General features: G+C 73.7%; 22 protein-coding genes. 6 read left to right on the top strand and 16 right to left on the bottom strand.

Annotated features, from left to right (window positions below):
• Positions 1-39 precede the first annotated feature (39 nt).
• From ABZ854_RS01685 to lxmK, 5 genes are all read right to left on the bottom strand, one after another.
• A complete protein-coding gene (locus ABZ854_RS01685) occupies positions 40-888 on the bottom strand; it encodes a hypothetical protein (protein ID WP_361202547.1) in 849 nt (282 codons plus the stop codon).
• A 292-nt stretch (positions 889-1,180) separates the two neighbouring features.
• Positions 1,181-1,792, bottom strand: coding sequence for a flavoprotein (locus ABZ854_RS01680; protein WP_361202545.1), 612 nt, complete (start codon positions 1,790-1,792; stop codon positions 1,181-1,183).
• A 175-nt stretch (positions 1,793-1,967) separates the two neighbouring features.
• Positions 1,968-2,951 (bottom strand): LLM class flavin-dependent oxidoreductase, encoded by a 984-nt coding sequence (locus ABZ854_RS01675; protein ID WP_361202543.1) that lies wholly within the window; start codon positions 2,949-2,951, stop codon positions 1,968-1,970.
• 20 nt (positions 2,952-2,971) lie between these two features.
• Positions 2,972-4,114, bottom strand: a complete 1,143-nt coding sequence (locus tag ABZ854_RS01670; protein WP_361202541.1) for a T3SS effector HopA1 family protein — start codon at positions 4,112-4,114, stop codon at positions 2,972-2,974.
• Positions 4,111-5,277 (bottom strand): class V lanthionine synthetase subunit LxmK, encoded by a 1,167-nt coding sequence (lxmK, locus tag ABZ854_RS01665; protein WP_361202539.1) that lies wholly within the window; start codon positions 5,275-5,277, stop codon positions 4,111-4,113. The genes ABZ854_RS01670 and lxmK overlap by 4 nt, the downstream gene beginning before the upstream one ends.
• A 152-nt stretch (positions 5,278-5,429) precedes the next feature.
• Between lxmK and ABZ854_RS01660 the strand changes: the two genes are divergently transcribed.
• The 3 genes from ABZ854_RS01660 to ABZ854_RS01650 are packed head-to-tail and all read left to right on the top strand — an operon-like array spanning position 5,430 to position 9,881.
• The gene (locus ABZ854_RS01660; protein WP_361202537.1) at positions 5,430-7,235 is read left to right on the top strand and encodes an ABC transporter ATP-binding protein; all 1,806 of its coding nucleotides are present in this window, start codon (positions 5,430-5,432) and stop codon (positions 7,233-7,235) included.
• Positions 7,228-8,529, top strand: coding sequence for a pitrilysin family protein (locus ABZ854_RS01655; protein ID WP_361202535.1), 1,302 nt, complete (start codon positions 7,228-7,230; stop codon positions 8,527-8,529). The genes ABZ854_RS01660 and ABZ854_RS01655 overlap by 8 nt, the downstream gene beginning before the upstream one ends.
• On the top strand, positions 8,526-9,881 hold the full coding sequence (locus ABZ854_RS01650) for an insulinase family protein (protein ID WP_361202533.1): 1,356 nt from the start codon (positions 8,526-8,528) through the stop codon (positions 9,879-9,881). The genes ABZ854_RS01655 and ABZ854_RS01650 overlap by 4 nt, the downstream gene beginning before the upstream one ends.
• An 87-nt stretch (positions 9,882-9,968) precedes the next feature.
• Here ABZ854_RS01650 and ABZ854_RS01645 read toward each other — a convergent pair whose 3' ends face one another.
• The 6 genes from ABZ854_RS01645 to ABZ854_RS01620 all read right to left on the bottom strand — a co-directional run bounded on the left by ABZ854_RS01645 (position 9,969) and on the right by ABZ854_RS01620 (position 16,234).
• Positions 9,969-10,958: a malate dehydrogenase gene (locus ABZ854_RS01645; RefSeq protein WP_361202531.1), complete on the bottom strand. Its 990-nt coding sequence runs from the start codon at positions 10,956-10,958 to the stop codon at positions 9,969-9,971.
• 415 nt (positions 10,959-11,373) lie between these two features.
• Positions 11,374-12,486, bottom strand: a complete 1,113-nt coding sequence (locus tag ABZ854_RS01640) for a DUF2690 domain-containing protein (protein WP_361202798.1) — start codon at positions 12,484-12,486, stop codon at positions 11,374-11,376.
• Positions 12,487-12,746: 260 nt separating this feature from the next.
• Entirely contained in the window at positions 12,747-13,433 is a 687-nt protein-coding gene (locus tag ABZ854_RS01635; protein WP_361202529.1) for a response regulator transcription factor, read from the bottom strand.
• A complete protein-coding gene (locus ABZ854_RS01630; RefSeq protein WP_361202527.1) occupies positions 13,430-14,593 on the bottom strand; it encodes a sensor histidine kinase in 1,164 nt (387 codons plus the stop codon). Before ABZ854_RS01630 ends, ABZ854_RS01635 begins: the two co-directional genes overlap by 4 nt.
• Positions 14,594-14,814: 221 nt before the next feature.
• Entirely contained in the window at positions 14,815-15,390 is a 576-nt protein-coding gene (locus ABZ854_RS01625) for a DUF3017 domain-containing protein (RefSeq protein WP_361202525.1), read from the bottom strand.
• Positions 15,377-16,234, bottom strand: a complete 858-nt coding sequence (locus ABZ854_RS01620; protein WP_361202523.1) for a bifunctional methylenetetrahydrofolate dehydrogenase/methenyltetrahydrofolate cyclohydrolase — start codon at positions 16,232-16,234, stop codon at positions 15,377-15,379. The genes ABZ854_RS01625 and ABZ854_RS01620 overlap by 14 nt, the downstream gene beginning before the upstream one ends.
• 288 nt (positions 16,235-16,522) lie before the next feature.
• On the opposite strand from ABZ854_RS01620, the gene ABZ854_RS01615 reads away from it, so the two are divergent.
• The gene (locus ABZ854_RS01615; protein WP_361202521.1) at positions 16,523-17,092 is read left to right on the top strand and encodes an RDD family protein; all 570 of its coding nucleotides are present in this window, start codon (positions 16,523-16,525) and stop codon (positions 17,090-17,092) included.
• Positions 17,093-17,498: 406 nt separating this feature from the next.
• Here ABZ854_RS01615 and purH read toward each other — a convergent pair whose 3' ends face one another.
• Both purH and purN read right to left on the bottom strand, forming a co-directional pair.
• The gene (purH, locus tag ABZ854_RS01610) at positions 17,499-19,070 is read right to left on the bottom strand and encodes a bifunctional phosphoribosylaminoimidazolecarboxamide formyltransferase/IMP cyclohydrolase (protein ID WP_361202519.1); all 1,572 of its coding nucleotides are present in this window, start codon (positions 19,068-19,070) and stop codon (positions 17,499-17,501) included.
• Positions 19,067-19,705 (bottom strand): phosphoribosylglycinamide formyltransferase, encoded by a 639-nt coding sequence (purN, locus tag ABZ854_RS01605; RefSeq protein ID WP_361202517.1) that lies wholly within the window; start codon positions 19,703-19,705, stop codon positions 19,067-19,069. The genes purH and purN overlap by 4 nt, the downstream gene beginning before the upstream one ends.
• 336 nt (positions 19,706-20,041) lie before the next feature.
• Here purN and ABZ854_RS01600 point away from each other — a divergent pair, with 336 nt between their 5' ends.
• On the top strand, positions 20,042-20,878 hold the full coding sequence (locus tag ABZ854_RS01600; RefSeq protein ID WP_361202515.1) for a hypothetical protein: 837 nt from the start codon (positions 20,042-20,044) through the stop codon (positions 20,876-20,878).
• A 110-nt stretch (positions 20,879-20,988) separates the two neighbouring features.
• Here ABZ854_RS01600 and ABZ854_RS01595 read toward each other — a convergent pair whose 3' ends face one another.
• Positions 20,989-22,689: a DUF6350 family protein gene (locus tag ABZ854_RS01595; protein WP_361202795.1), complete on the bottom strand. Its 1,701-nt coding sequence runs from the start codon at positions 22,687-22,689 to the stop codon at positions 20,989-20,991.
• A gap of 113 nt (positions 22,690-22,802) precedes the next feature.
• Between ABZ854_RS01595 and ABZ854_RS01590 the strand changes: the two genes are divergently transcribed.
• On the top strand, positions 22,803-23,681 hold the full coding sequence (locus tag ABZ854_RS01590; protein WP_361202513.1) for a sigma factor-like helix-turn-helix DNA-binding protein: 879 nt from the start codon (positions 22,803-22,805) through the stop codon (positions 23,679-23,681).
• Between the two features lie 239 nt (positions 23,682-23,920).
• Here the strand turns inward: ABZ854_RS01590 and sucD are convergent, their stop codons facing one another.
• A complete protein-coding gene (gene sucD / locus ABZ854_RS01585) occupies positions 23,921-24,805 on the bottom strand; it encodes a succinate--CoA ligase subunit alpha (RefSeq protein WP_361202511.1) in 885 nt (294 codons plus the stop codon).
• 27 nt (positions 24,806-24,832) lie between these two features.
• Complete coding sequence (gene sucC, locus ABZ854_RS01580; protein WP_129307312.1) at positions 24,833-26,014, bottom strand: ADP-forming succinate--CoA ligase subunit beta; 1,182 nt, start codon at positions 26,012-26,014, stop codon at positions 24,833-24,835.
• Positions 26,015-26,532 lie beyond the last annotated feature (518 nt).

The raw sequence follows: 26,532 nt of genomic DNA, 5'->3' as shown, positions 1-26,532 counted from the left end.
GGTACAAGGCGCCCTGCCTGGACGACACTTGCCCAGCGTTCAGGGGACGGGCGTCGACGGCCCCGCGCACAGGCGCACGGCGTCCCAGGCGCTCCGGGTTCCCGGCCCCCGGGTCGTCTCCTCGGCGGTGTCCATGGCCTCCGCGACGAGGTCGAGGTAGACCAGCAGTTGCTCGTGCCAGACGACGTACGAGGCGAAGTCGTGGGCGTGGGTGAAGCCGCGGATGACGAGGGCGCGGTGGGCGGCGGCCGGGGAGGGCTGGGCGCCGTAGCCCTCCAGCAGGGCGCGCGCGAGCGCCGGGTAGTCGGCGGGGCCGCACACTCCCCAGCGTGCGCCCGCGGCCATCTCGGCGATCTCGGCGAGCTGCCAGGCGAGGTCGAACTCCCAGCAGCCGAGGGTGATTTCCTCACCCGTGAAGAGCACCGGGCGCCCGGAGCCGGTCGGCAGGATCAGGTTGCCGAAGGCGGGGCCGCCGTGCAGCAGGACGCGTGGGCCTGGTCCGTGTGCGGCTTGCTCGCTCCACTCGGCGATCAGCCGCAACCGCCGGTCCCCCAGGCGGGATCGGGCCGTGGCGTGCAGACGCGGTGCCTCACCCGGGCCGGTTCCGGTACGCAACCACCGGGCGAGCCGGGCGGGAGCCGGCGGCACGCCGGGCGCCTCGGGCTCCGCGCCGGGCGGCGGGCCGGCATGCAACAGCCGCAGGGTCGCACCCAGTCCGCGTACGGCATCCCGTACGGCCCGCCGGGCATCCGGGTCCCGCTGGTCCTCCCGGAGCACCGTGGCAACCGACCGCGTTCCGGGTGCCCGATAGCGCAGGACGCCTTCCTGTACGACATCGGGGGCAGCCAGGGCGAGCCCCACGGGCGCCGCCCCGGACGTCGCCCGCACCCGCCCCGCCCACCTCTCGCCGGGCAACCTCAGCGGCGCCTCCCGCGCCGCCCCGGGCCGACGCGCCCACACATACCCACCCCCGGGCACCGCCACAACGGCCGTGACGACACGCCGAGTCCCCAACTCCCGCACCAGCCGCTCCCCCACCCCGACCCGCACCCCGCTACCGGGAGCGACCTGGGGCGTGGCCGCGCCGGGCTGCACCGGGGCGGAGCCGGCAGGCACCGGGCCTGACCGCGCCGGGCCGGAGGCGGCAGCCGCCGGGGTGGCAGGCAGCGGAATGGAGGGGTCAGGCTGCGCCGGCATGGGCTGGGTCCTTCAGGGGGTGGGGGCGGGGGTGGTGGGTGGTGATGAGATCCCAGAGGGTGGAGAGGGGGGCGGCCACCGAGGCGTCGTCGCGGCCCGTGGAGGCGCTGCGGCCCGGGTGCGGGGGTGCGATCAGGACGTTGTCGTACCGGCCCAGTGTCTGGAGGTGGGCGCGGTAGGCGGGGTTCGCCTCGGCGCCCGGGGGCAGCGCGGGGGCGATGCCGATGACCGCCCGGGTGCACTGGAGTGCCATCAGGACGGGTGTGTCGGCGAGGCCCTGGGCGAACCGGCCGATGAAGTTCAGGCCCGCCGGGTGGACGGCCACCGCGTCGGGCCACTGGGCCAGTTCGACGTGGTCGACGGGCGGGGTCGCGGCGTCGGCCGTGGTGCCCGGCCAGGCGTCCAGCAGCACCTCGCGGCCCAGGATGGCCGTGAGCGCGGGCCTGCTGACGAAGCGTTCGGCGCTGCGGGTGACCGCCACGCGGACCTCGGTGTCCGGGTGGGCGATGCGCAGCCAGTTCAGCCAGTACGGCAGGAACGCCACGCTCAGCGCCCCGGTGCCGAAGAGCAGCAGCCGGCCGGGCGCTGCGGGCACGTCACCTGATGGGCCGGTCCCCGGTTCCGGCCCGGCGGCGGCCGGCCTCGGGTCGGGGGTGTGCTCCGGCGGAACGGCGGCCGGGCCCCGCCCCCGCCCCGGGCCGGTGCCGACAGCCGTCCGGGCCGTACCCTCCCGGGGTTTGCCGACGGCTCCCTTACGGGCGGTTCGCGGCTCAGCCATGGAGTTCCTCCACCGCGGTGAAGACGTCCTCCAGGTCCCTGATGGCCTCCTCGGGGCTGTGGACGAAGTGGACGCCGCCGACGTTGAGGATCAGCTCGTCGATGCCGGCCGCGCGGTACCGGGCGAGTTCGCGGGCGATGTGCGCGGGACTGCCGTAGACGAACACGCCCTTCTCGACGAGCTGTTTGGCCTTGACCAGCAGGTCGTCCTCGCGGCGCACGTTCAGTCCCGCACGGCGCAGCATGTCGAGGTAGTGCGGGGCGGTGAGGTGCCCGGCGGACATCTTCGCGGCGAGGGCGGCCGGGTCGCGTCCGGGGCGGTCGACGGCCAGGTGCACGACGGTCGCCACGCGCGGTGGCCGGCGGTCACCGGCACCCTCCTCCAGCGCGGGCAGGAGGACGTCGCTGACGTATTCGGTCGGCGTGAGCCAGGTGATGGCGACGTCGGCCACGCCGGCGGCGGACCTCGCCATGGCGGGGCGCAGCACTCCCGCACCGACCTCCACGAGCGGGTGCGGCCGGGTCGGCGGCAGCTCGACACGCATGCGGAAGTATTCACCGGGCTCGGCGGTGCCGCCGTCGAGCAGGGTGCGGGCGGCCGTGAGGAACTCCGTGGCGGCGGCGCGCGGGCTGGCGTACGGGGCCCCGTTGATGGAGGCCACGAAGCCGGGGGTGGCGGGGCCGTAGCCCATGACGACGGGCCGGCCGGTGATGTGCGCGAGGGAGCGGGCCTGCAGCGCGGCGTCGAACGGGGTGCGCAGCGCCGTCAGGGACACACCCGTGCCGACCGGGACGCGCAGCCCGCGGCCGGCGAAGTGCGCGAAGAGCTGGAGGCTGTCGATGTGCAGCGACTGCCCGGTCCACAGGCGGCGGGCGTGCCTGCGGACGGCGAGTTCGGCGTAGGGCAGGACGTCGTCGACGCCCTCCGGCTGGTAGGGGATCATCACGGCGGGCGTGACCCGCTGGGGCATGGCCATGGCTTGGGTCCAATCGGGGGTCAGCGCCCGGCGGCGGCGAACGGCTGCGGCAGGCCGGTGAGCAGGGGCGGCGCGGCGTCGTCGTACGGCCGGGCGTGGCCGGCGGCGGTCGCCGGCGGCGGCAGGACGCTGCGGGGCGAGGTGGCGTTGTGGGCGGGGTCGGCGGGGTCGATGCCGGCGTCGCGCAGGCTGTCGTGCACGGCCTGGTGGAGGCTGCGGGCCGTGGGGTCCTCGGCGTGGGCGACGAGGCCGGAGGCGACCGCCGCGGCCCGGTGCTCGCCGAAGCTGACCCGCCGCATGCCGGGGCGGTCGTCGGCGGGTTCCCAGGCGGCGCCGACGCCGGGGGCGAGTTCGCGTACGAAGTCGGAGACGGTGCCGCCGAGTCCGGGCAGGCCGCGGGCGGTGTCCGCGAGGAGTTCGGCGGCACCCCAGCTCTCGGCGCCCAGGTAGACCACGCAGGCGTCCTGCCGGGGGTAGCCGTTCCGGGAGGAGGCGATCTTGGCGCGGTACGGCAGCTGTTCGGCCTCCAGCAGGCCGAGCACGGCGGACCAGACGGCCGGTGCGGCGTCGGGGCCGGTGACGTGCAGGTAGACCCGGAGGGTGCCGGTGGAGCGGCCGCGCGCGGGGACGGTGCCCTCGCAGAGGAAGAAGCCGGGGGACACCGCCGGGCGGGCGGCGTCCAGGTGCACCCGGAGGCGGCCGTCGGTCCGGATGCGGGTGGTGTCGACGCGTTCGCGGTCCATCAGCACCCGCACTCCGTCGAGTACGACGGGGACGTGCCGGTCGTCGCCCTCACCGGCCTGCTCCACGACCCGGGTGAGCCTGCGGTGCGGCATGGCGTCGAGCAGCCGCGCCTCCAGGGCGGTGTCGCGCAGTTCGCGGGGGGCGGCCGGCTCCTCGTCGGTGCGGCCCATGTGGTGGCGGCGGTACAGCTCCGAGGCGAGGGCGGCGCGCAGCGCGCGCGGGTCGTCGGCGGTCACGTCCCGGCCGCCGGCCACGGCTGCCGTGGCGCCGCGGGCGACGGTCGTGCCGGCGACGATGCGGAGGATGCCGGGGGCCAGGAGGGCGGGGTGGGGCGCCGGTGCGGTCGTGACCGCCGCGGTTTCGACGGCGCCGGTCACTGCCGCCGTCACCGCGGCTGTGGCGGTGGATGCGGTGTTCATGCCTGGGTTCCCTCCCAGCCGAGTACGGACACGAAGGCCGCCGGGGAGAGCAGGGCGGTGCGGCCGATGCCGGCGGCGGCGCGCTCGGCGGCGGAGAGGCGTGCGCTGTGCTCGGCGGAGGCGAGGAGCCGGTCCAGCAGGTGCCAGCCGGCGAACGCGGTGGCGCGGGCCAGCAGGCCGGGGTCCTGGGCGGCGGCGTCGGGGCGCATCTGGCCGTAGCCGCGGTGGAAGGCGCCGATCAGGGGGGTCACCCGGGCCAGTTCGGCGGTGCCGGTGGCGACGACCTCCGCGTGGGAGACGGGGACGCCGGGCGCCTGGGCGAGGCCGGAGGGCACCTTGAGCACCGCGCGGTAGAGCCAGTCGCCGGCGAAGGCGCCCAAGTCGCGGGCCGGGTCGCCGTGGCGGAACTCCTCCCAGTCGGTGAGCAGCATCGGGCTGCCGGGCGCGGTGAGGAACTGGTCCAGGCGGAGGTCGCCGTGGACGGGGGTGCGGGGGGCGCGGGACTCGGCGGCCCGCAGGTCGTGCAGCGCCCGGTGCAGCGCGCTGTCGCCCTGCAGCAGCCGCCAGGCCTCCAGGGCCCCGGCGCTGGCCCGAACGTACGCCGCCCAGGGCAGGGCGCGCAGGTGTCCGAGGGGCGGGAGCGGCGGGGGCGCGTCCTCGATGCCGGTGCCGTGGGCGGGGCGCAGCGCGTGCAGGGCGCCGACGATCCGGCCGGCCTCGTGGGCGAGGGTCTCGTCGAACTCGTCCCGGCTCGCCAGGTCGCTGCCGGAGACGGAGTCGGCGACCAGCTCGAAGGCGAGGAGCCGGGCCGCCTCGTCCGAGCCGATGAGCTTCGGGCGGGGCATCGGCACGCCGTCGGACCGTTCGCCGGCCCGCTCGTCGGCCGCGGCGGCGGCCCGCTCGAAGGCGAGCACGCGACGGAACCGGCGTAGCGACTCCTCGGCGGGTCCGCCGATGTGCTTGACGAAGACCGAGCGGTCGCGGGTGGTGAGGCCGGCCCAGTTGTCGTTGCGGCCGGGGAAGGCCTGCAGCGCTTCCTCGGTGAAGTCGCCCAGGTCCAGCCGGTGCAGGAGCGCCGGTACGGCGGGGAAGTCGGACAGATCCGCTGGGGCGAGCCGGCGGCGGGTGCGCTCGTCCGGCGGCGCCATGGTGTCAACCGTCATGACTCAGGACCGTAGCCGCGCACCAGACCGTCTTGTCAAGAGAAATGACAAAGTTGACATGAGACTTGACATGGCGGCCGCGCGGCCGGTTATCTCGGTTCCCGTACCGGCCACGCGTTCGCCGTGGCGGCAGCCGACCCCGAGGAGCAGCCATGCCGGCCGAACAGATGCGCTCGAAACCGCCGCGACCCCGTCTGCGTGTGCTGCGTCAGGTGGTGCTGGACGGCCGGAACACCGTCCCGGCCGTACTGCTCGCGCTGGCCGCCACTGGCGCGACACTCGCGGTGCCGCTGGTCGTGCGCCGGGTCGTCAACGGCTTCGCGGAGCACCGGGCCGTGACAGGATCTGTCATGCTGATGACCACCCTGGCGCTGTTCGGCGCGGTGGCCTCCGCCCTGTCCTCGTTCCTGCTGGCGCGGGCCGGCGAGAGCATGGTGCTGAGTGTCCGGCAGCGGGTCGTGGCCCACGCCCTGCGGCTGCCGCTGCCCGGAGCCCGCCGCCTCGGCTCCGGTGAGCTCGTCGCCCGGGTCACCTCGGACTCCTCCCAGCTGCGGTCGGTGGTCGACATCGGGGTGACCCAGCTGCCGATGGCCGCCCTCACCGTCAGCGCGACGCTGATCATCATGGGCCTGCTCGACTGGGTCCTGCTGCTCATCGTGGTGGGCACGTTCACGGTCGCGGGGCTGGCGATCGCGGTGTTCATCAAGGGCATCCGGCACAGCACGGCCGCCCAGCAGGAGGCCATCGGCGAGCTGGCCCAGCGCTTCACCTCCGCGCTCGGCGCCCTCGCCACCGTGAAGGCGTGCCGCGCGGAGACGCAGGTCACCGACGCCATCGCCGGGGACGCCACGAACGCCGCCGGCTCCGCGGTGAGCGCCGCCCGGCGGCAGGCGTTCGTCACGCCGATCATGGGACTCGGCCAGCAACTGGCCCTCATCGGCGTGGTCCTGGGCAGCGGGGCCCGGCTGGCGTCGGGCGCGCTCAGCGTCGCCGGGTTCGCCGCGTTCCTGCTGTACCTGCTCCAGCTCGTCGCCCCGCTCACCCTGGTCGCCAACGGCGCGTCCCGGCTCCAGCTCGGGTTCGCGGCCCAGTCGCGCATCGAGGACGTGCTGGCGGAGGAGCGGGAGGACGCGGTGTCCTCGCCGGAGGGGGAGGCGGACGCGGGAGCGACGTCGGACGCGGGGGCCGCCGGTGCGGCGCATCCCGGAGGAACGGCGGTCGAGTTCGACCAGGTCGTCTTCAGCCACGACGGCGAACACCGGGCCGCCGACGCGCTGTCCTTCACCGTGCCCCGGCGCGGCGTCACCGCCCTGGTCGGCCCGTCCGGCGCCGGGAAGACCACGGCACTGAACCTGGTCGAACGGTTCCTCGTGCCGGGCGGCGGTGCCGTACGGGTCCTCGGCCGCGACACCGGCCGCTGGCCCCTGCACGAACTGCGGGCCCACGTCGCCTACCTGGACCAGGCGTTCACCCTGCTCGAAGGCACCGTGCGGGAGAACCTGCTGCTCGGCCGGGCCACCTCCGTCGACGACGACGCGTTGTGGACGGCGCTGGCGGCGGTGGGGCTCGACGAGGCCGTGGAGCGGCTGCCCCAGGGCCTGGACACCACCGTCGGCCGGGGCGACGACCTCTCCGGCGGCCAGCGGCAGCGGCTGGCGCTGGCCCGCGTGCTGCTGACCGACGCGTCCGTGGTGCTGCTGGACGAGCCGACCTCCCAGCTCGACAGCATCAACGAGAACCGGCTGCGCGAGGTGGTCGACCGGCTGTCCCGCGACCGTGCGGTGGTGGTCGTGGCGCACCGCATCTCGACCGTGCGCCAGGCCCACCACATCGTCGTCCTGGACGAGGGACGCTGCCTGGACGCGGGCACGCACGACGAACTCCTCGACCGCTGCGGGACGTACGCCGAGCTGGTACGCGGCCAGCGTCTGGGGCTGCGGGTGACGGCGGGTGTCTGAACGGACGGGCTCCCTCTCCCGGTTCACCCTGCACAACGGCCTCCGCGTGGTCCTCGCGCCCGAACCCGGCACCGGGGTGTGCGCGGTCGGCGTGCACTACGGCGCCGGGTTCCGGGCGGATCCGCCCGGCCGGGCCGGGCTCGCGCACCTGCTGGAGCATCTGATGTTCCGGCGGCGCACCGGGCCCGGCGGGACCACGGGCGGCGTGCCGGCCGGGGGTTACGCCAACGCCGCGACCAGGGCGGACTCCACCGACTTCCACCAGGTGGTCCCGGCCGCGCTGCTGCCCGACGCGCTCGCCGCCGAACGCGACAGGATGGCCGGCCCGCGCCCGACGGCCGCCGACCTCGCGGCGGAACTGGACGTCGTGGCCGAGGAGATCCGGCGCAACGTGACCGGCCGGCCGTACGGCGGCTTCCCCAAGGTCCCGCTGCCCCCGCTGCTCTACGGCGACTACGCCAACACCCATGACGGATACGGCGATCCAGACGTACTGCGCCGGGTCGGGCCCGAGGAGTGCCGGGACTTCTTCGACCGGCACCACGCGCCCGGCAACGCCGTGCTCACCGTCGTCGGTGACGTGTCCCCCGAGGCGGCCCGCGGGCTGGTCGAGAGGCGGTTCGGCGATCTGCCCGCGCGGCCGTTCACGCCCGCGCCGGTACGGGACGAACCGGCGCCGGACAGCGATCGGTACGGCCGGTACACCGACCCGCTCGCCCCGCTGCCGGCCGTCAGTGTCGGCTACCGGCTGCCCGACCCCGCCGTCGACCTGCCCGGCTACCTCACGCACGTCCTGCTCGCCGCGCTGCTCGAACACCGGCTGCGCGCACGGCTGGTGACGCGGGAGCGGGCGGCGGTGGCGGTGACCGCCGACTGCGGTCTGGTCGGCGGCCCGTTCGCCGCCCGGCACCCGGTGACCTTCGCCTGCACCGTCACCCACCCGGAGACGACCCGCGCCGAGACCGCCGTGGACGCCCTGGACACCGAACTGCACGCGCTCGCGTCCGAAGGCCCCGGTCCCGGGGAACTCCGCCTGGTCGCACGCCGGTGGATCAGCGGGCTGCTGCGCGGGCACGACGCCCCGCACGCCCGCGTGCGCTCCCTCGGCGCCTTCGAACTGCTCCACGGCGACGCGTCCCTCCACCACCGGATCCCCGCCCTGCTCGCCGCCACGCCCCCCACGGACACCGCGGCAGCGGCCCGCCACCTGCGCGACACACACCGCGCGATCCTCACCCTGACCCCGGCACGCCGCGTCATTCCCCACCCCATTCGCACGGAGGCCCGCGTATGACGTCCGTCGGCTCGCTCACGGCCTGCGCCGACGTCCGGTTGGCCGGTGGGCTGCGGGTCACCGCGGTCCGGCTGCCGACGGTGCCGCGGGTGGAGGTGCGGCTCTCCGTGCCGCTCGGCGCCGCCACCGCCACCAGCGCCGCCGCCGACACCGCGACGGCGGCCGTACTCGCCGCGTGTGTGCTGCGGGGCACCACCGGCGCGGACGGCATACCGGTCGAGCAGGCCCTGGGCATGGTCGGCGGTGACGTCGTACCGCTTGCCGGGGCCGGGCGCCTGGTGCTGCGCGGCGGGGTGCTCGCCGACGGTCTGGGCCCCCTGCTGCGGACCCTCGCCGGTGCGGTGGCCGCGGGCACGTACACCGACGACGACGTGGCCGCCGCGCGCACCGTGCTGGGCGGGCAGACCGCGGTGGCCCGGATGACGCCCGCCGTGGCCGCGCACGCCCTGCTGGAGCGGCACGCCCCCGGCTGGACGGCCGGCCCGCAGGAGCCGCCGTCACCCGAGGACATCGCCGGGGTCACCCCCGAGCGCGTACGCGCCCTGCACGCCCGGGCGCTCGTGCCGTCGTACGCCCGACTCGTCCTGGTCGGCGACCTGGACCCGGCCGCGGCGACGGCGGCGGCACGTTCGGCGTTCGCCGGGTGGACCGCGGCCGAGGCACCCCGGCCGCAGGCCCCCTCCCCCGCCCGGCCGCTCCGGTTCACCCCGGGCGTCCTCGCGCTCCACCCCGCCGTACGGCCCGGCACCGCGCAGATCCGGCTCTGCGCCGTACGGGACGGCGAACCGCTCGGACCGGCGACACGGCTGGCGGCGCTGGTGCTCGGGGGGTACCCCGGGTCCCGGCTCGGCACCCGGCTGCGGGAGCGGCACGGGTACACCTACTCCGTGCAGGCCTGGGCGGAGGAACGGCCGTGGCGGCAGCCGTGCGGCGACGGCGGCGGGCGCGAGGAGGGCCACCGGCTGCTCGTGGAGGCCGACACCGCCCCTGAGAAGACCGCCGCCCTGCTGGACGCGCTCGGCGACGAGCTGGCGCGGATGGCGGACGAGCCGCCCTCGGCCGGTGAGGTGGCCGCGGCCCGCGCCCACTTCGCCGGGGCCTCGCTGATCGCCTGGTCCACGCAGTCCGGCCTCGCGGACGCGCTGGCCGACCCCTCGCCCGGAGCGCCCGGCAGCCCCGCCGAACTGCGTGAGCCCGTGGACGCGCTGCACCGTACGTCCGCCGCGGCCGTCGCCGACGCGGCGCGCACCGCTTGCGCCCCCGGCGGATTCGCCGGGGTGGTCGTCGGCGCGGCGGGCGAGCCCCGACCAGCCCACTGGTCGGTCGTGCCGTCGCCCCCGGCAGCCCTGTGACGCGACGGCCCCGGGCGGTCGGAACCGCCCGGGGCCGGGTGACACGGGTGTACGGGCCCGAGGTGGGCCCGCGTTCACATCAGGGGATCAGATGAGGCCGAGGCCGCGAACCGCCTCGCGCTCCTCCGACAGCTCCTTGACGGAGGCGTCGATGCGGGCGCGGGAGAAGTCGTTGATCTCCAGGCCCTGGACGATCTCGTACGCGCCGTCCTTCGTGGTGACCGGGAAGGAGGAGATGATGCCCTCCGGCACGCCGTAGGAGCCGTCCGACGGGATGCCCATGGAGGTCCAGTCGCCCTCGGCGGTGCCGTTGACCCACGTGTACACGTGGTCGATGGCGGCGTTGGCGGCGGACGCGGCCGACGAGGCGCCACGGGCCTCGATGATCGCGGCCCCACGCTTGGCGACGGTCGGGATGAAGTCCTCGGCCAGCCACTTCTCGTCGTTCACGGTCTCGGCGGCGTTCTTGCCGGCGACCGTGGCGTGGAAGATGTCCGGGTACTGGGTGGCGGAGTGGTTGCCCCAGATCGTCAGGCGCTTGATGTCGGCGACCGTGGTGCCCGTCTTCTTCGCGAGCTGGGTCAGCGCGCGGTTGTGGTCGAGGCGGGTCATCGCGGTGAAGCGCTCCGCCGGTACGTCCGGGGCGGCGGCCTGCGCGATGAGGGCGTTGGTGTTCGCCGGGTTGCCGACGACGAGGACCTTGATGTCGTCCGCGGCGTGGTCGTTGATGGCCTTGCCCTGCGGCTTGAAGATGCCGCCGTTGGCCTCCAGCAGGTCACCGCGCTCCATGCCCTTGGTGCGCGGACGCGCGCCGACGAGGAGGGCGACGTTGGCGCCGTCGAAGGCCACGTTCGGGTCGTCCGAGATCTCGATGCCCTGCAGCAGCGGGAACGCGCAGTCGTCCAGCTCCATGGCCGTGCCCTCGGCCGCCTTCAGCGCCGGGGTGATCTCCAGCAGGCGCAGCTTGACCGGCACGTCCGCGCCGAGCAGCTGGCCGGAGGCGATGCGGAAGAGCAGGGCGTAACCGATCTGGCCGGCCGCGCCGGTGACGGTGACGTTCACGGGAGTGCGGGTCATGGCGTTCTCCGTATGACAGCTGGCGGTGGGGCGTCCCCGCCCCGTGCGGTTTGATCGATCTCTTGGTATCAAGAGATCTCCACACGTCAGGCTATCGCGCATCCGGGATACGAGATGTCCCGGGCTGTGTGGCTCAGCCCACAAGGCCGCCGGACGGGAGCGGGACCGAGTCCGGGGTCGGGGTCGGGGAGGGCAGCAAGCGGCGGCCGCCCGTCCGGGAGAGGGAGGACGAGGGCGGCCGCCGGTCGGGGATACCGTTTCCGGACTCCCGTGGGGGTACGTTTCGCGTGCCCGGTATCGGGGGGGGCATGCACGGCGGAACGAGATTCCCCGGGAATCCCTGCGAGGGCCCACGAATGCCTACGCGTGCCTACGCCTGCCTAGGTGTGCCTACTCGTGCTTCTTGCGGCCACCGCTAGGTGGTGCAGCCCGTCCGGCCCGAGGCGAGCGTCGCGCAGGCCTTGGCCCGGGCCGCGCTGCCGACGGCCACCATCGGGGTGTACGCGATCGTGTCCCCGGGCGCGCTGATGGCGCCGCTCTGCCGCGTCTTCCCGCCCGTCAGCACCCGCACTTGGTCGCCCTGGGCGGCGCCGGTGATCCGGGCCCAGGCCGCGCCGCAGGTCTTGCTGTAGCGGACCTCCAGGATGGTGGTGCCGACGGCGACGGACTTGACGGTGGTCACCAGGTCGCCGCTGCACCCCATGGCCTCGGCGTCCTTGCCGGTGCAGGCGGAGCCGGCGCATTTGACGCCGGCGGGCAGGTCCGGGCGGCTGCTTGGGCTCGGGGAGGTGGAGGCAGCGGTGTCCTTGCCGTTCGCACCACCACCCGCACGAGTGAAGAAGAAGACGGCGCCGATGACGACGAGCACGCCGACGACCCCGGCGAGGAACATCGTCAGCCGCTGCCGGCCCGCTCCTCCGGAGCCTCCACCGCCCACCGCCCCTTCGTCACCCGGGCGCCGGTCCTCCGGGGGCGGGCCGTACGGGCCAGGAACGGATGCCTGAGTCCACCCCGGCCCGTCCGGAACGGCAGCCCCGGACGCCCCGGACGCCCGCGAAGGCGAAGACGAGGGCGCAGGGGGCGCGCCCGACGGCGAGGGCCCCCGATATCCGGCCATCCGCCATGAGTTGCCCGCCGCACCACCGCCGCTGCCCGCGTCCTTCCCGTCGCCAGTGCGGTCACGGTCACCAGGCTCTTCCAGGGCCGCCCGGGCCTCCGAGACCCGGTTCGCCTCCATCGTCCGGTCGTGCCGCGTCTCCGTGCGGTGCCAGGCGCGTTCGGCCAGCTCCCAGAAGGTGGTGAGGTGGGCCGGATGGACGCCGGTGACCTCGGCGAGCGCGACGACCGCTCCCTCGGGCGCGAGGAGCCGTCCGCCCAAGTACCGTTCCCAGGACGTCTTGGCGTAGCCCGTGCGGTCGGCCAGTGCCGCGACGCCCAGGCCGCTGCGGTCCACGAGCCGCCGCAACTGGCCGATGAACTCCTTGATCTGCGGATCCAGTTCGTCCGGCAGCGCGTTCCACTTCGGCATCGCCACCCCCCGGCTTCCACCTTAGGGATGTTTGTCCGAACTGTCAGCGTCTCGGCACCGCTACGGCGCCGGGGCGGGACCCTGTGGCAGGGCGCGGACACCGTAGCGGAACGGTCACTTCCGTGCCACAGCGCACGGACAGGCGTTGAACAGGCGGTTCCTGGCAGGGAACGCTGGTTCCCGGCGGCGGTCCGCCCCTCCTCGGGGGAGGGGGCGGGCCGCCGTCACACCTCTCCCACGTCCCCACACACGCTCGCTCCTCAGCCGCCCCCGCTCCCGCCCCCGCCCGGTACGACCAGTCCCGTCTCGTAGGCGATCACCACCGCCTGCGCCCGGCTGCCCAGGTCGAGCTTGGTCATCGTGCGGTTGAGGTGGGTCTTGACGGTGGCCTCGCTGATGTAGAGGCGGTCGGCGATCTCCAGGTTGGACAGGCCGCGGGCGGTGAGCTCGAGGACCTCGACCTCGCGGGAGGTGAGGACGCCGAGGTCGGGCGGGGTCCCGCCGTCCGAGGCGGGCACCTGCCGGATGGCGAAGGCCTCGACCAGGCGCCGGGTGACGCTGGGCGCGAACAGGGCGTCGCCGCCGTCGACGGCGGCCACCGCGGCGAGCAGTCGTTCCGGCCCGGAGTCCTTGAGCAGGAACCCGGCGGCTCCGGCGCGCAGCGCGCCGTAGACGTACTCGTCGAGGTCGAAGGTGGTCAGCACGAGCACCCGGGGCGGGCGTCCGCCGGCCTGGGCGAGGATGCGCTCGGTGGCCTCGATGCCGCTCATGCCGGGCATCCGGATGTCCATCAGGATCACGTCGGGCAGGGTTTCGGCGGCGAGCCGCACCGCTTCCTCGCCGTCACCGGCCTCGCCCACGACCTCGAAGCCGGGCGCGGCCTGGAGCAGGCCGACGAGTCCGGCGCGGATGAGGAACTGGTCGTCGACGACGAGCACTCTGGTCATCTCGTACGGTCGTCCCCCCGCCGCGCGTCGGACGCGGAGGCGGGCAGGGTCAGATGGACCTGGTAGCCGCCCTCGGCGCGTGGGCCGACGCTGATCGTCCCGCCGTAGAGCTTGGCCCGTTCGCGCATGCCAATCAAGCCGTGACCGGTGCCCGTCGGCACTCTGTCCGGATTCACCCCCTCTCCGTCGTCGGTGATGCGGACGCTCAACTCGTGCGTGCTGTAACGGAGTTCCACGTGGGCCTGGGCCGGCCCAGCGTGCTTGAGGGCGTTGGTGAGGGCCTCCTGGACGACGCGGTAGGCGCACAGTTCGACGCCGGGCGGCAGCGGGCGTCCGGTGCCCTCGACGGTGAGGTCGACGGGCAGGCCGCCGACCCGGACCCGGTCGAGGAGGTCGGTGAGCCGGGCCAGGGTGGGCATGGGGGCGCGTTCGGGGGCGGACGGGTCCTCCTCGCGCAGCACGTGGAGCATGCGCCGCAGTTCCTCCAGGGCCTCGCCGCTGGTGTCCGCGATGGTGCCGAGCGCGCCACGCGCCTTGCCGGGGTCTGAGTCGAAGACGAACCGGGCGAGGCCCGACTGCACGGAGATCACCGACATGTGGTGGGCGACCACGTCGTGCAGTTCGCGTGCGATCCGGCCGCGTTCCTCGGCGACCGCGCGGCGGGCGCGTTCGGCCTGCTCGGCGCGGAGCCGGCGGGTGAGTTCGGCGGAGCGGCGGGCGAGTTGGCCGAACCAGACCAGCACCGAGGTGTAGAGCAGCGCCTGTCCCACGACGGACGCCATGGACGGACTGTCGCTGACCACACCGGCGTACACCCAGACCCCCGCCATGCAGGCCGCGCAGGCGAGGGCGGTGCGCGGCGGGCGGACCGAGGCGACGGTGTAGAGGGCGAGCATGGAGCCGAAGGTGGACACCACCGGCCAGTAGCCGAGGCTGACGTAGACGACGGCGGCCGCCTCGACGGCGCCGAAGACGGCGAGCGGCCACCGGCCACGCAAGGCGACCGGGAGGTGCGCGAGAGCGACCAGGACGTAGGCGCGGGCGTCGAGTTCCGGCCAGCCCTGGGACCGTGACTCCCGGCTCAGGAGTACGGCGACCACCGCCATGGCGACCGCGATCAGCGTGTCGACGGCGAGCGGGCGGGGGGTCCTCAGTCGCATCGCCGCAGGGTAGCGCCGGGACCGGGGTGGCGCAGTCAACCGAGCGCGGTACCGCGGAAGTTGCAGCGCGCGGACGGGCAACCACCCGTGGTGGTACGGCGGTTCCACCCGGGGTGGGACGCGCGGGCGGGCGTACGGCCGTACCGTCGTCGGCGCCGGGGGGTACGGCCGGTGGCCCGCGCCCCTGGGGGAGACGCGGGCCACCGGCCGTTCGGTTGCGATTACTTGGTGACCGTGAAGTGGAGCGTGTCCTTCAGGACCGGAATCTCCAGCAGCGGTTTGGGCTGGGCCATCAGCGCGAGCAGGACGATGGCCAGACCGAGGATGCCGTAGGTGACGATGTCCGTGAAGCGCGAGCGGACGGCGAGCATGCCGACGCGGGGCAGGACCCAGCGCATCACCGCACCGGCCAGCAGGGCGGCGCCGATCAGCACCATGCCGTAGCGGAACACGCCGAGCGCGGTCAGCAGCAGGCCGAGCGCGACGGCGGACAGCACGAGGAGGATCGGCCACTGCCGGGCGGGCGCGGGGGCGTCCCTGGGGGCCGCCCGGCCGCCGCCCTCGGGCCGCGCGGTGTCCCGCGTGAACAGCGGGAACCGGCGGGTGGTGCGACGCGGGCGCCCCTGAGCGTCGGGGGCGCTGACGGCGTCACGGGCGGTGGGCTCGGCACCGGTCTCGGCACCGGTCTCGGCGGACGCGGGAACCTGGGCGTGGTCGCCCTCGTCCGCACCGCCGGCCGGCACCGTGCCGTGGGCCCCGCCGGGCCGTCCGGCCTCGGCCGGCTTATCGCTGGGCACCGCGTTCCGCCGCCTCGACGACGTTGACCAGCAGCTGCGCCCGGGTCATCGGGCCCACACCGCCGGGGTTCGGGGAGATCCAGCCGGCCACCTCGGTCACGTCCGGGTGGACGTCGCCGACGATCTTCCCCTCGGCGTTGCGGGAGACGCCGACGTCCAGGATGGCGGCGCCCGGCTTCACGTCCTCCGCGCGGATCAGGTGCGGTGAGCCGGCGGCGGCGATGATGATGTCGGCCCGCTTGAGGTGGGCGGACAGGTCGCGGGTGCCGGTGTGGCACTGGGTCACGGTGGCGTTCTCGCTGCGCCGGGTGAGCAGCAGCGGCATGGGCCGGCCGATGGTGACACCGCGTCCGACGACCACGACCTCGGCGCCCTTGATCTCCACGCCGTGGGCGCGCAGCAGGCTGAGGATGCCGTTGGGGGTGCAGGGCAGCGGGGCGGGCTCGTTCAGCACCAGCCGCCCGAGGTTCATGGGGTGGAGGCCGTCCGCGTCCTTGTCCGGGTCCATCAGCTCCAGGATGCGGTTCTCGTCGATGCCCTTGGGAAGGGGTAGCTGGACGATGTACCCGGTACAGGCCGGGTCCTCGTTCAGCTCGCGGACGACGGCCTCGATCTCGTCCTGGGTCGCCGTGGCGGGCAGCTCCCGCTGGATCGAGGCGATGCCGACCTGCGCGCAGTCGCGGTGCTTGCCGGCGACGTACTTCTGGCTGCCGGGGTCGTCCCCGACGAGGATCGTGCCGAGGCCGGGCGTGACGCCCTTCTCCTTCAGCGCCGCCACGCGGGCGGTCAGATCGGACTTGATCGCGGCTGCGGTGGCCTTGCCATCGAGAATCTGGGCGGTCATGACCCCATACTCCCGGATGACCGCCCCCCGATTCCAATCCGGGGGCACCACCGTCCGGCACCTGGAATCCGCCGGACCCCGTCGCGGGGCCGTCCCGGATGTCCGGTCATGATCGATGATGTTGCACTTGCACAACACATGCCGAATGCGACTGGACAAGAACTTGTCTCTCCAAGGACGATGAGCGGCGCAGTCTCGCGGTTCGGGTGGGGGGCAAACCGCTCAATTCCTGACGTTCCTCCGTGCCTTCCGCGTCCGTCCCCGCAGGTACAACGGAGGAAACACGCCATGAGTTTCGGCGACCCGAACAATCCTTACGGTCAGCCGCAGGGCCAGCAGCCCGGTTACGGCTACCCCCAGCAGCCCGGCTACCAGCAGGCCCCCCAGGGCGTCCCGCCGCAGCAGGGCTACGGCTACCCGCAGCAGCCCGGCTACCCCGGCTACCCGCAGCAGGGCGGCTACGGCATGGAGCCGTCGTACGCCAACTGGGGCCAGCGGTTCCTGGGCACCCTGGTCGACGGCCTCGTCTTCCTGGTGCCGTACATCCTGATCCTCGTGGGCAAGAACACCCCGGCACTGCTGCTGGTCGGCGCCCTCGCCCTGATCGGCCTCGCGATCTGGCAGCTGATCCAGGAGGGCCGCACCGGCCAGACGGTCGGCAAGAAGGCCCTCGGCATCCGCCTGGTCAAGGAGGAGACGGGTCAGCCGATCGGCGTCGGCATGGCCTTCGTCCGCCGCCTCGCCCACTTCCTCGACAGCATCGCCTGCTACCTCGGCTGGCTCTGGCCGGCCTGGGACGCCAAGCGCCAGACGTTCGCCGACAAGGTCTGCGGCACGATCGTGATCCGCACCCAGTAGCCTGCGGCCCGCTCAACCGAACAACCGAGGGCGCGCCTCCTTATCGGGAGGCGCGCCCTCGCGGCGTCCGGAGAACGGCTCAGCCCGCCGCCCACCACAACGCCCGGACCAGCCCGGGCGTTGGCGGACGTGTTGCGGACGGCGGAGGGCGGCGGGTGTGCCGACGCGGAGCTATGTCTCAGCGAGTTGCCGGCCAATGTGATCCGGCATGTCGGGGAGGGGGACGTGTGGCTGGAGTTGTCCGATCCGGGGCCGTACTCCTGGCTCGTGCGGCGAAGCCCCGGTGCGGACGAGGAGTCCGGCCGGGGCCGGCTGGTGGTCGGTGCCGTGGCCCGGCGCTGGGGTGTGGAGCGCCGGGGCGGGGGCAAGACCATGTGGTGCGAGGTGCGCGCGGAGGCGCCCCGCGTCAGTGGAAGAAGTGGCGGGTGCCCGTGAAGTACATCGTGACGCCGGCCTTCTGGGCCGCCTCGACAACGAGTTCGTCGCGGATGGAACCGCCCGGCTGCACGATGGCCTTCACGCCGGCGCCGATGAGGATCTCGGGGCCGTCAGGGAAGGGGAAGAACGCGTCGGAGGCGGCGTAGGCGCCACGGGCGCGCTCCTCACCGGCGCGTTCGACGGCCAGCTTGCAGGAGTCGACGCGGTTGACCTGGCCCATGCCGACACCGACCGAGGCGCCGTCCTTGGCGAGCAGGATCGCGTTGGACTTGACCGCCCGGCACGCCTTCCAGGCGAACGCCAGCTCGGCCAGCTCCTCAGAGGTGAGCGCATCGCCCGTCGCCAGCGTCCAGTTGGCCGGGTCGTCGCCCTCGGCCTGGAGGCGGTCGGTCTCCTGGAGGAGGACGCCGCCGTCGATCGCCTTGACCTCGACCGGGTTGGCCGGGCCGTTCGCGGCCTTCAGGACGCGGATGTTCTTCTTCTTGGTGAGGGCCTCCAGCGCCCCCTCCTCGTAGTCCGGCGCCACGATGACCTCGGTGAAGATCTCCGCGACCTGCTCGGCCATCTCCTTGCTGACCGGCCGGTTCACGGCGATGACGCCGCCGTACGCGGAGACCGGGTCGCAGGCGTGCGCCTTGCGGTGCGCCTCGGCGACGTCCGAACCGACCGCGATGCCGCACGGGTTGGCGTGCTTGATGATCGCGACGCAGGGCTCGTCGTGGTCGTACGCGGCACGGCGGGCGGCGTCCGTGTCCGTGTAGTTGTTGTACGACATCTCCTTGCCGTGCAGCTGCTCGGCCTGGGCCAGGCCGGCGCCCTCGGCGTCGACGTACAGCGCGGCGGGCTGGTGCGGGTTCTCGCCGTAGCGCAGAGTGTGGGCGCGCTGCCAGGTCGAGCCGAGGAAGTCGGGGAACTGCGAGTCGTCGGCGGGCGCGTAGGAGGACGCGAACCAGCTCGCCACGGCCACGTCGTACGACGCCGTGTGCTGGAAGGCCTCGGCGGCCAGCCGCTGGCGGGTGGTCAGGTCGAAGCCCCCGGCCTGGACGGCGGCCAGGACGTCGGCGTAGCGCGCGGGGCTGGTGACGACCGCCACGGAGGGGTGGTTCTTGGCGGCCGCGCGGACCATCGACGGGCCGCCGATGTCGATCTGCTCCACGCACTCGTCGTCCGAGGCGCCGGAGGCGACGGTCTCGCGGAACGGGTAGAGGTTGACGACGACCAGGTCGAACGGCTCGACGCCCAGCTCGGTGAGCTGGCGCCGGTGGTCCTCCAGGCGCAGGTCGGCGAGGATGCCCGCGTGGACCTTGGGGTGCAGGGTCTTGACCCGGCCGTCCAGGCACTCGGGGAAGCCGGTCAGCTCCTCGACCTTGGTGACGGGGACGCCGGCGGCGGCGATCCGGCCGGCCGTCGACCCGGTGGAGACCAGCTCGACACCGGCCTCGTGCAGGCCGCGCGCGAGGTCTTCCAGCCCGGTCTTGTCGTAGACGCTGACGAGTGCCCGGCGAATGGGGCGCTTCGTGCTCTCGGCGGTGGCGGTCACTGGATAACTACCTTTCGTCCCTCAATGCGATAGCCGTTGCGGGCGAGCCGCCCCACGACCTCGACGAGCAGCCTTCGCTCGACTTCCTTGATGCGCTCGTGCAGCGCGCTCTCGTCGTCCTCGTCCCGGATCTCGACCACGCCCTGGGCGATGATCGGGCCGGTGTCGACGCCGTCGTCGACGAAGTGGACGGTGCAGCCGGTGACCCTGGCGCCGTAGGCGAGCGCGTCGCGAACGCCGTGGGCCCCGGGAAAACTGGGCAGCAGGGCAGGGTGGGTGTTCACGAACCGGCCGCCGAAGCGGGCCAGGAACTCTTTGCCGACGATCTTCATGAAACCCGCGGAGACCACGAGGTCGGGCTCGTGGGCGGCCACCGCCCCGGCGAGGGCCGCGTCCCACTCCTCCCGGGTGGCGTGGTCCTTCACCCGGCACACGAACGCCGGCAGCCCGGCCCGCTCGGCGCGGGCGAGCCCCTCGATGCCGGTGCGGTCGGCCCCTACGGCGACGATCTCGGCGCCGTACGCCTCCGTGCCGGTGCGCTCGATCTCGTCCAGGAGCGCCTGCAGGTTGGTGCCGGATCCGGAGACCAGCACGACGAGGCGCTTGACCGCTGGGCCAGCGGGGGTGGCGGCCACAGTGGGGCCCTTTCTCGGAGAAGCGATGTGAAGCGATGTGAAGCGATGTGTTCAGCCAGCTGGTTTTGTACAGTCATACGAATGCTTCGCGCCCCGGTATACGGGGAAGTCTACGAAGCGGCCGACCGCCAGCAACGATACCGGCACTCCGGACGGCCCCCACGGGACGGGGGCGTGACCGGGAGGTAGCGTTCGGCGGGGACCGAGACGTGCGGCCTCGGGAACGCGAGCGAGGTGCGGTGCGTTTCCGGAGTGGAAGCTGATGTGGAAGCTCGTGCGGACGCTTGGACCCTGATGCCGGACAGCCGCACTCACCTAGGGGAAGACGCTCTTTTGATGCCGGACCGCAGCCTGCGACTGCTCACGTTCCCGACGCGCTCGGAGCGGGGAGGGGAGCGTGGCGCCGTGCTGCTGCGGGAGCGGCCGTCCTCCCCGCCGCCGGAGGCGCCCCCGGGCGGGCAGGGCCGTCCCGGTGGGCACGGTGCTGATGGGCGTGGTTCCGGTGGGCAGGGCGACGACAATCCGTTCGCGCCGCCGCCAGAGGGGACTCCGGATCGGCCGTGGCAGCCCCGGCGGCCCGAGGGTTCCGACGGCTCCGGGGACTCCGACGGCTCGCGCGGTGATTCGCCGTGGGGCAGTCAGTGGAGCGACCGGCAGCCCGGCCGCTCCCCCGGCGGCTTCGGCGAGCGGCCCGGCGTCGGCCCCGGGGGACCCGGCGGACAGAACGGCTCCACCGGCCCCGGCGGCGCCGGCGGTTCCGGAATGCGCTGGGACCCGACGGACCCGGCCCAGCGCCGCGCGCGGTACGCCCTGCTGTCCGGCATGTGGGCCGTCTTCTTCGCCCTGTTCACCTGGCCGTACGTGGCGCTGCTGCTGGGTGCGCTGGCCCTGTACTGGTCGATCAGCTCGCTGCGCGCCAAGCCGCGCGGCCAGGACCCCGACAGCCCGCCGCCCGCCCAGCCGCAGGGCCGGCCCCAGACCACGGCGGCGGTCGGCGGCCTTGTCACCGCGTCGCTGGCGCTGGCGCTGGTGGCGGCGAGCTTCACGGTCCAGCTGGTGTACCGGGACTACTACACGTGCGTCGACGATGCTCTGACGCATGAGGCGAAGCAGACGTGCCAGCAGTTGCTGCCGCATGAGCTGCGGGGCGTGCTGGGGGCGGCCAACGAGTAGGTCCAGTGCACGGCGTTGGGTGGGCACCCGGTGTCGGTCGCTGTGCCCACCCGTTCCGCCCTGCGGAACACCTGCCCACAGCGGGGGGGGCGGCGGGCTCGCCGTGCGGCTCAGGTCGCGGGGTCCTCTGGGTCCTTCGAGGCTTCTTTCAGGGCTGCCCAGCGAGATTCTCTGGAGAGGTCGTCGTGCCAGGGGAGGGTGGATTCGGGGTCCGCGGGGAGGAAGTCGTACAGCTCGTCCTCGGGGCGTGGGCCACTCGTCGGGGCGGGTTCGCTTGTCACCGCCTTCGCGGGTGAGACGGGTGTCGGGGGGTTCGGCTGATCGGCCTTGTCCTCGACCTTGTCCTTCGCCCTGCGCGTCCATGGCTTCCACCATCGACTGACCGAGGTCGGCTCCGACACCCCTGACTCCGGCTCCGGCTTCTCGTCGGCCTTCTTCCCCGTGTCCGGTGCGCCGGCCGCCTGGGGCGGGATGGCGCGGGCCGCCTTGCGCCGGCCGCGCAGTCGCCAGGCCCGGACGCACACGGCGACGGGCAGCGCGACGACCACCGTCCACACGAACGCCGCCCCGCCGGTCTGCCACCACACCGGGCCGAAGTGCGCCAGTGCCGCGACTCCCAGGGCCCCGGCCGCCGCGCCGGCGAGTACGGCGAGGAGCAGGGCGAGGACCGCCGCCGCCAGTACGACGACTCCCGCCGTCCGGCCCACCGACCAGCGCACCACGGGCACCACGGGCTTCCGCTGCTCGGGTCCTTCACCCCGCTTGTCGCGCTGCCGGCGCCGTACCGCCGCCCGCGCCACGAACCAGCCCACCGTTGCCCCGGCCGCCACCGGAACCGCACCGGCGGCCCAGTTGAGCGGGGTGCCGGGGCCCGGGTCCGGGACCGCCGCCAGGAGGGGGAAGGGGGGCAGCAGCGGGGCGGGGTCGGAGGCGAAGGCGTTGACGGCGTGGCCGGCGCCGAGAGTGAAGCCGGGGCCGAGGGCGTAGGAGGCCGACCACAGAGCCGCGTTCGGGATCAGCGCGATGCCGAGGAGCAGCACGGCGAACCGGCCGCTCCAGCCCTCCGTCAGCTGCAGGAAGGACGTCCGCGCCGAGTCCCCATGCCACACCAGGGAGACCGCCAGGAGCAGCGCGCCGCCGCCGAGGAGCACGGCCGTACCGGCACCGGCGGCGCGTACGGCCGTACCCAGCCGGGCGCGTGCGTCCGTTCCGCTCAGTCGCCGCAGCCGCTTCGGGACCGCGCGGACCAGGGGGTCGCGCGGACTGCCGTAGCCCGACCAGACCCCGGCGGCGGCCGAGCAGGCCGTGACGAGCGGCAGGCACAGGGCCACGGTGGTCCATTCGGGGCGGAGTTCACCGCCGGAGCAGTAGAGCGCGGCGGCGGTGCCGACGGCGAGGTAGCCGAGGACGACGCCCGTCCAGGCCGTTCGGGCCCGTACCGGCGGGGGGCCGTCGGGTTCGGCGGAGGCGTCGGTCGCGTCGCGGGCCGCCCGGTACAGCAGCCAGACGGGGAGGGCGAGCAGCAGCAGGGGCGTCACGTGGACCGGCATGGGCGCGCCGGACAGCGTCTCGGTGCGGACCAGTCCGGCGCCGTGCCCCAGCAGCCACAGCGCGGCGGCGATGTGCAGGGCGCCGGCCGGTCCGCTGTCGGGGTACGGCGAGCTGATCCACAGGCCCAGCACGAGTACGGCGAGTGCGGCGAGCCCGAGGCCGGCGGCCAGGACGCCGCTCAGGAGGCTCGCGCCGAGCCCGGGTGAGCGGTCGCGCAGCCGGGCGAGCAGGGGCGACGACGACGGTCGGCGGGCGGTCATCTGGGTCACGCGGCCATGCTCCCAACGACACGCGCTTTCCCGTCGTAACAGGCGAACCCCGGAAGTGTCGCTCAATATACGTTTATGTTCTTTTTCGTACAGAGGGGTGAACTGTGACGCAGGTACCGGAGACAGTCGCCTCGGCCGTCGGCGCGTCAGTCGGCCCGGGGAAGCAAGAGCCGCCGTCGCCGTCCTCCCTGACGCCCGCTCAGGCCTTCGACGCGCTCTACGCCTTCTGCGCGCCCGCCCTCGTACGCCAGACCTATCTGCTCTGCGGGCGCCGCGAGCTGGCCCGGGAGGCCGTGGAGCGGGCGTTCCAACTCGCGTGGCAGCGCTGGCCGGAGGTGGCCCGGGACCGGGACCCGGCGGGGTGGGTCCGGGCGGCTGCGTACGACTGCGCGCTCTCCCCCTGGCACCGGTTCCGGCCGCGCTACCGGCATCCGGAGCCGCCGCCGGCCGACGCGGGCCACCGGGCGCTGCTGAGCGTCCTGCTGACGCTGCCTCCGTCGTACCGGCGCACGCTCGTTCTCTACGACGGTGTCGGGCTCGACCTGCCCGAGACGGCGGCGGAGACGGAGGCGAGCACTCCGGCGGCGGCGCGGCGGCTAACCCATGCGCGTGACGCGCTGGCCGCGCGGCTGCCGGAACTGGCCGATCCGGCGGCGCTGCACGCGCAGCTGCTGGAACTGGCGTCCACGGAGCGGTTGCATGCGGCGAAGCCGCCGGTGGTGCGGACCGGTGGGGAGCGGCGCAGCATCTTCTGGACTCGGGCGGCCATCGCGTTCACCGTCGCGATCATCGGGGCGACGGCGCTGACGCTGCGGACGGCGCCGACGCACTACTCGGCGCCGATCGGGCCGGCCGAGGCGGTGCAGGGCGTGCCGCCGCCGGCCGCCCTGGGCCCCCTGTCCCGAGAGGAACAGGCCCTGCGGGCCAAGCTCCGGGCCGCCGAGGCGAGCGGCCCGGAACGCCTGTCGCCGACGGCCTGGTGAGCGCGCCTTCCAGCACCCCGCCGTGCGGGGCCCGGTCCGCCCCCGCCTGCGGACCGTCGTAGCTTGTCGCGCAGTTCCCCGCGCCCCTTACGGGGCACGTCATCGCTGCGGGCATGCGTGCCGCTAGGGGCGGCACGGGTGGGCGCAGCGCCACCCGGCAAGCGCCGGTGAGCGAAAACACGGTGGGCCCGCCCCGAGTGACGGGGCGGACCCACATGCGGTCAGCGAAAACGCTGCGCTCAGCCGGCCAGGATCTCGCGGGCGAGCTTCGCCGTCTCGGTCGGGGTCTTGCCGACCTTGACGCCCGCGGCCTCCAGGGCCTCCTTCTTGGCCTGGGCCGTACCGGAGGAACCGGAGACGATGGCGCCGGCGTGGCCCATGGTCTTGCCCTCGGGCGCGGTGAAGCCCGCGACGTAGCCGACGACCGGCTTGGTCACGTTCTTCGCGATGAAGTCCGCGGCCCGCTCCTCGGCGTCGCCACCGATCTCACCGATCATCACGATCAGGTCGGTGTCGGCGTCGGCCTCGAACGCGGCGAGCGCGTCGATGTGCGTCGTACCGATGATCGGGTCGCCACCGATGCCGACGGCCGTCGAGAAGCCGATGTCACGCAGCTCGTACATCATCTGGTACGTCAGCGTGCCGGACTTCGAGACCAGACCGATGCGGCCCGGCTTGGTGATGTCGCCCGGGATGATGCCGACGTTCGACTGGCCCGGCGTGATGATGCCGGGGCAGTTCGGGCCGATGATCCGGGTCTTGTCGCCCTTCTTGCCGGCGTACGCCCAGAACGACGCCGAGTCGTGCACGGCGATGCCCTCGGTGATCACGACGGCCAGCGGGATCTCGGCGTCGATGGCCTCGACGACCGCGTCCTTGGTGAACTTCTCCGGCACGAAGATGACGGAGACGTTCGCGCCGGTCTTCTCGATGGCCTCCTTGACGGTGCCGAAGACCGGTACCTCGGTGCCGTCGAAGTCCACGGTCTGACCCGCCTTGCGCGGGTTCACGCCGCCCACGACGTTGGTGCCGTCACCCAGCATGAGCTTGGTGTGCTTCATGCCGGTGGCGCCGGTCATGCCCTGGACGATGACCTTGCTGTCCTTGTTGAGCCAGATAGCCATGGTGTGTTCTGTCCTCGTCCTGAGTGCTTACTTGGCGGCGTGGGCCAGCTCGGCGGCCTTGTCGGCCGCGCCGTCCATGGTGTCGACGCGCTGCACCAGCGGGTGGTTGGCGTCGGTGAGGATCTTCCGGCCCAGCTCGGCGTTGTTGCCGTCGAGACGGACGACGAGCGGCTTGGTGACGTTCTCGCCGCGGTCTTCCAGGAGCTTCAGGGCCTGCACGATGCCGTTGGCGACCTCGTCGCAGGCGGTGATGCCACCGAAGACGTTGACGAAGACGGACTTGACGTCCGGGTCGCCGAGGATGATCTCCAGGCCGTTCGCCATGACCTGGGCGGAGGCGCCACCGCCGATGTCCAGGAAGTTGGCGGGCTTGACGCCACCGTGGTTCTCACCGGCGTACGCGACGACGTCCAGGGTCGACATGACCAGGCCCGCGCCGTTGCCGATGATGCCGACCTGGCCGTCGAGCTTGACGTAGTTGAGGTTCTTCTCCTTGGCGGCGGCCTCGAGCGGGTTGGCCGCGGCCTTGTCGTGGAGCTCCTCGAAGTCCGGGTGGCGGAACTCGGCGTTGTCGTCCAGCGACACCTTGCCGTCGAGGGCGAGGACGTCACCGGAGGCGACCTTGGCCAGCGGGTTGACCTCGACCAGGAGGGCGTCCTCCTTGATGAAGGTGTCCCACAGCTTGACCAGGACGTTCACGACCTTGTCGGCGACCTCGGCCGGGAACTTCGCCGCCTCGACGATCTCGCGCGCCTTCTGAGGCGTCACACCGTCGATCGCGTCGATCGGGGTCTTGGCGACGGCCTCCGGACGGGTGGCCGCCACCTCCTCGATCTCCATGCCGCCCTCGACGGACGCGATGGAGAGGAAGGTGCGGTTGGCACGGTCGAGGAGGAAGGAGACGTAGTACTCCTCCAGGATCTCCGGAGCGGTCTCGGCGATCATCACCTTGTGGACCGTGTGGCCCTTGATGTCCATGCCGAGGATGTCCGTCGCGCGGGCGACGGCCTCGTCCGGGGTGGCGGCGAGCTTCACGCCACCGGCCTTGCCACGCCCGCCGACCTTCACCTGGGCCTTGACGACGGACTTGCCACCGAGGCGCTCGGTGGCTGCGCGGGCCGCCTCAGGCGTGTCGATGACTTCACCGGCCAGCACCGGTACATCGTGCTTGGCGAAGAGGTCCCTCGCCTGGTACTCGAACAGGTCCACGCGCTTCCGTCCCTATCAGTGATCTCGCGGTTCGTTGGATGCGTGGGCGTGCCGCGAAGGGCAACGTGACGACCGCTGTGTGTCACAAGGGAGGCGCACACGGTGTCCGAGCGCGCGGCATGTCCGTCTCGCAGGTTATCGCCGCTCGCGGGGGCTCCCTAAATCGAGGGTCACACCTGAGCGGTGATACCTGTCACATGATGCCCGAATTCGGGGTGCGAGGTGGCACCGCGTGCCGGGGTATGGGCGGGCTGCGGCCGGTGTGCGAGGCCTCACCGGGCTGGGGTTGACCCGGTGAGGCCCTGTGCGGCCCCTGCGAGGGGCCTGGGCGGTTGATCCCCACCCCAATGGGGACTACCCGCCCGTGCCGCGGGTCACAGCCGGACCGGCCGACGGCGTTCGGCCGTCCGGGTCCGTCCACTCCGCGGAGCCGGTCGCGGCCGGCGGCCTTGCGCGCAGGGCGGGGGCAGGGGCGGGCAGGGCGGACAGGGGCAGGGCCGCGGGTCACCGCCTGCGCG

It is taken from the genome of Streptomyces sp. NPDC047028, assembly GCF_040644095.1.
Classification (GTDB): domain Bacteria; phylum Actinomycetota; class Actinomycetes; order Streptomycetales; family Streptomycetaceae; genus Streptomyces.
This window is presented reverse-complemented; position numbering and strand designations above follow the sequence as displayed.

What these genes read in the sequence shown, in the direction of transcription:
- ABZ854_RS01650 (WP_361202533.1), top strand. Translation starts at nt 8,526, where the DNA reads ATGACGTCCGTCGGCTCGCTCACGGCCTGCGCCGACGTCCGGTTGGCC.
- ABZ854_RS01675 (WP_361202543.1), bottom strand. Translation starts at nt 2,951, where the DNA reads ATGGCCATGCCCCAGCGGGTCACGCCCGCCGTGATGATCCCCTACCAG.
- ABZ854_RS01660 (WP_361202537.1), top strand. Translation starts at nt 5,430, where the DNA reads ATGCCGGCCGAACAGATGCGCTCGAAACCGCCGCGACCCCGTCTGCGT.
- sucD (WP_361202511.1), bottom strand. Translation starts at nt 24,805, where the DNA reads ATGGCTATCTGGCTCAACAAGGACAGCAAGGTCATCGTCCAGGGCATG.
- ABZ854_RS01640 (WP_361202798.1), bottom strand. Translation starts at nt 12,486, where the DNA reads ATGCCGAAGTGGAACGCGCTGCCGGACGAACTGGATCCGCAGATCAAG.
- ABZ854_RS01620 (WP_361202523.1), bottom strand. Translation starts at nt 16,234, where the DNA reads ATGACCGCCCAGATTCTCGATGGCAAGGCCACCGCAGCCGCGATCAAG.
- ABZ854_RS01670 (WP_361202541.1), bottom strand. Translation starts at nt 4,114, where the DNA reads ATGAACACCGCATCCACCGCCACAGCCGCGGTGACGGCGGCAGTGACC.
- lxmK (WP_361202539.1), bottom strand. Translation starts at nt 5,277, where the DNA reads ATGACGGTTGACACCATGGCGCCGCCGGACGAGCGCACCCGCCGCCGG.
- ABZ854_RS01595 (WP_361202795.1), bottom strand. Translation starts at nt 22,689, where the DNA reads ATGACCGCCCGCCGACCGTCGTCGTCGCCCCTGCTCGCCCGGCTGCGC.
- ABZ854_RS01630 (WP_361202527.1), bottom strand. Translation starts at nt 14,593, where the DNA reads ATGCGACTGAGGACCCCCCGCCCGCTCGCCGTCGACACGCTGATCGCG.
- ABZ854_RS01600 (WP_361202515.1), top strand. Translation starts at nt 20,042, where the DNA reads ATGCCGGACCGCAGCCTGCGACTGCTCACGTTCCCGACGCGCTCGGAG.
- ABZ854_RS01615 (WP_361202521.1), top strand. Translation starts at nt 16,523, where the DNA reads ATGAGTTTCGGCGACCCGAACAATCCTTACGGTCAGCCGCAGGGCCAG.
- ABZ854_RS01645 (WP_361202531.1), bottom strand. Translation starts at nt 10,958, where the DNA reads ATGACCCGCACTCCCGTGAACGTCACCGTCACCGGCGCGGCCGGCCAG.
- ABZ854_RS01635 (WP_361202529.1), bottom strand. Translation starts at nt 13,433, where the DNA reads ATGACCAGAGTGCTCGTCGTCGACGACCAGTTCCTCATCCGCGCCGGA.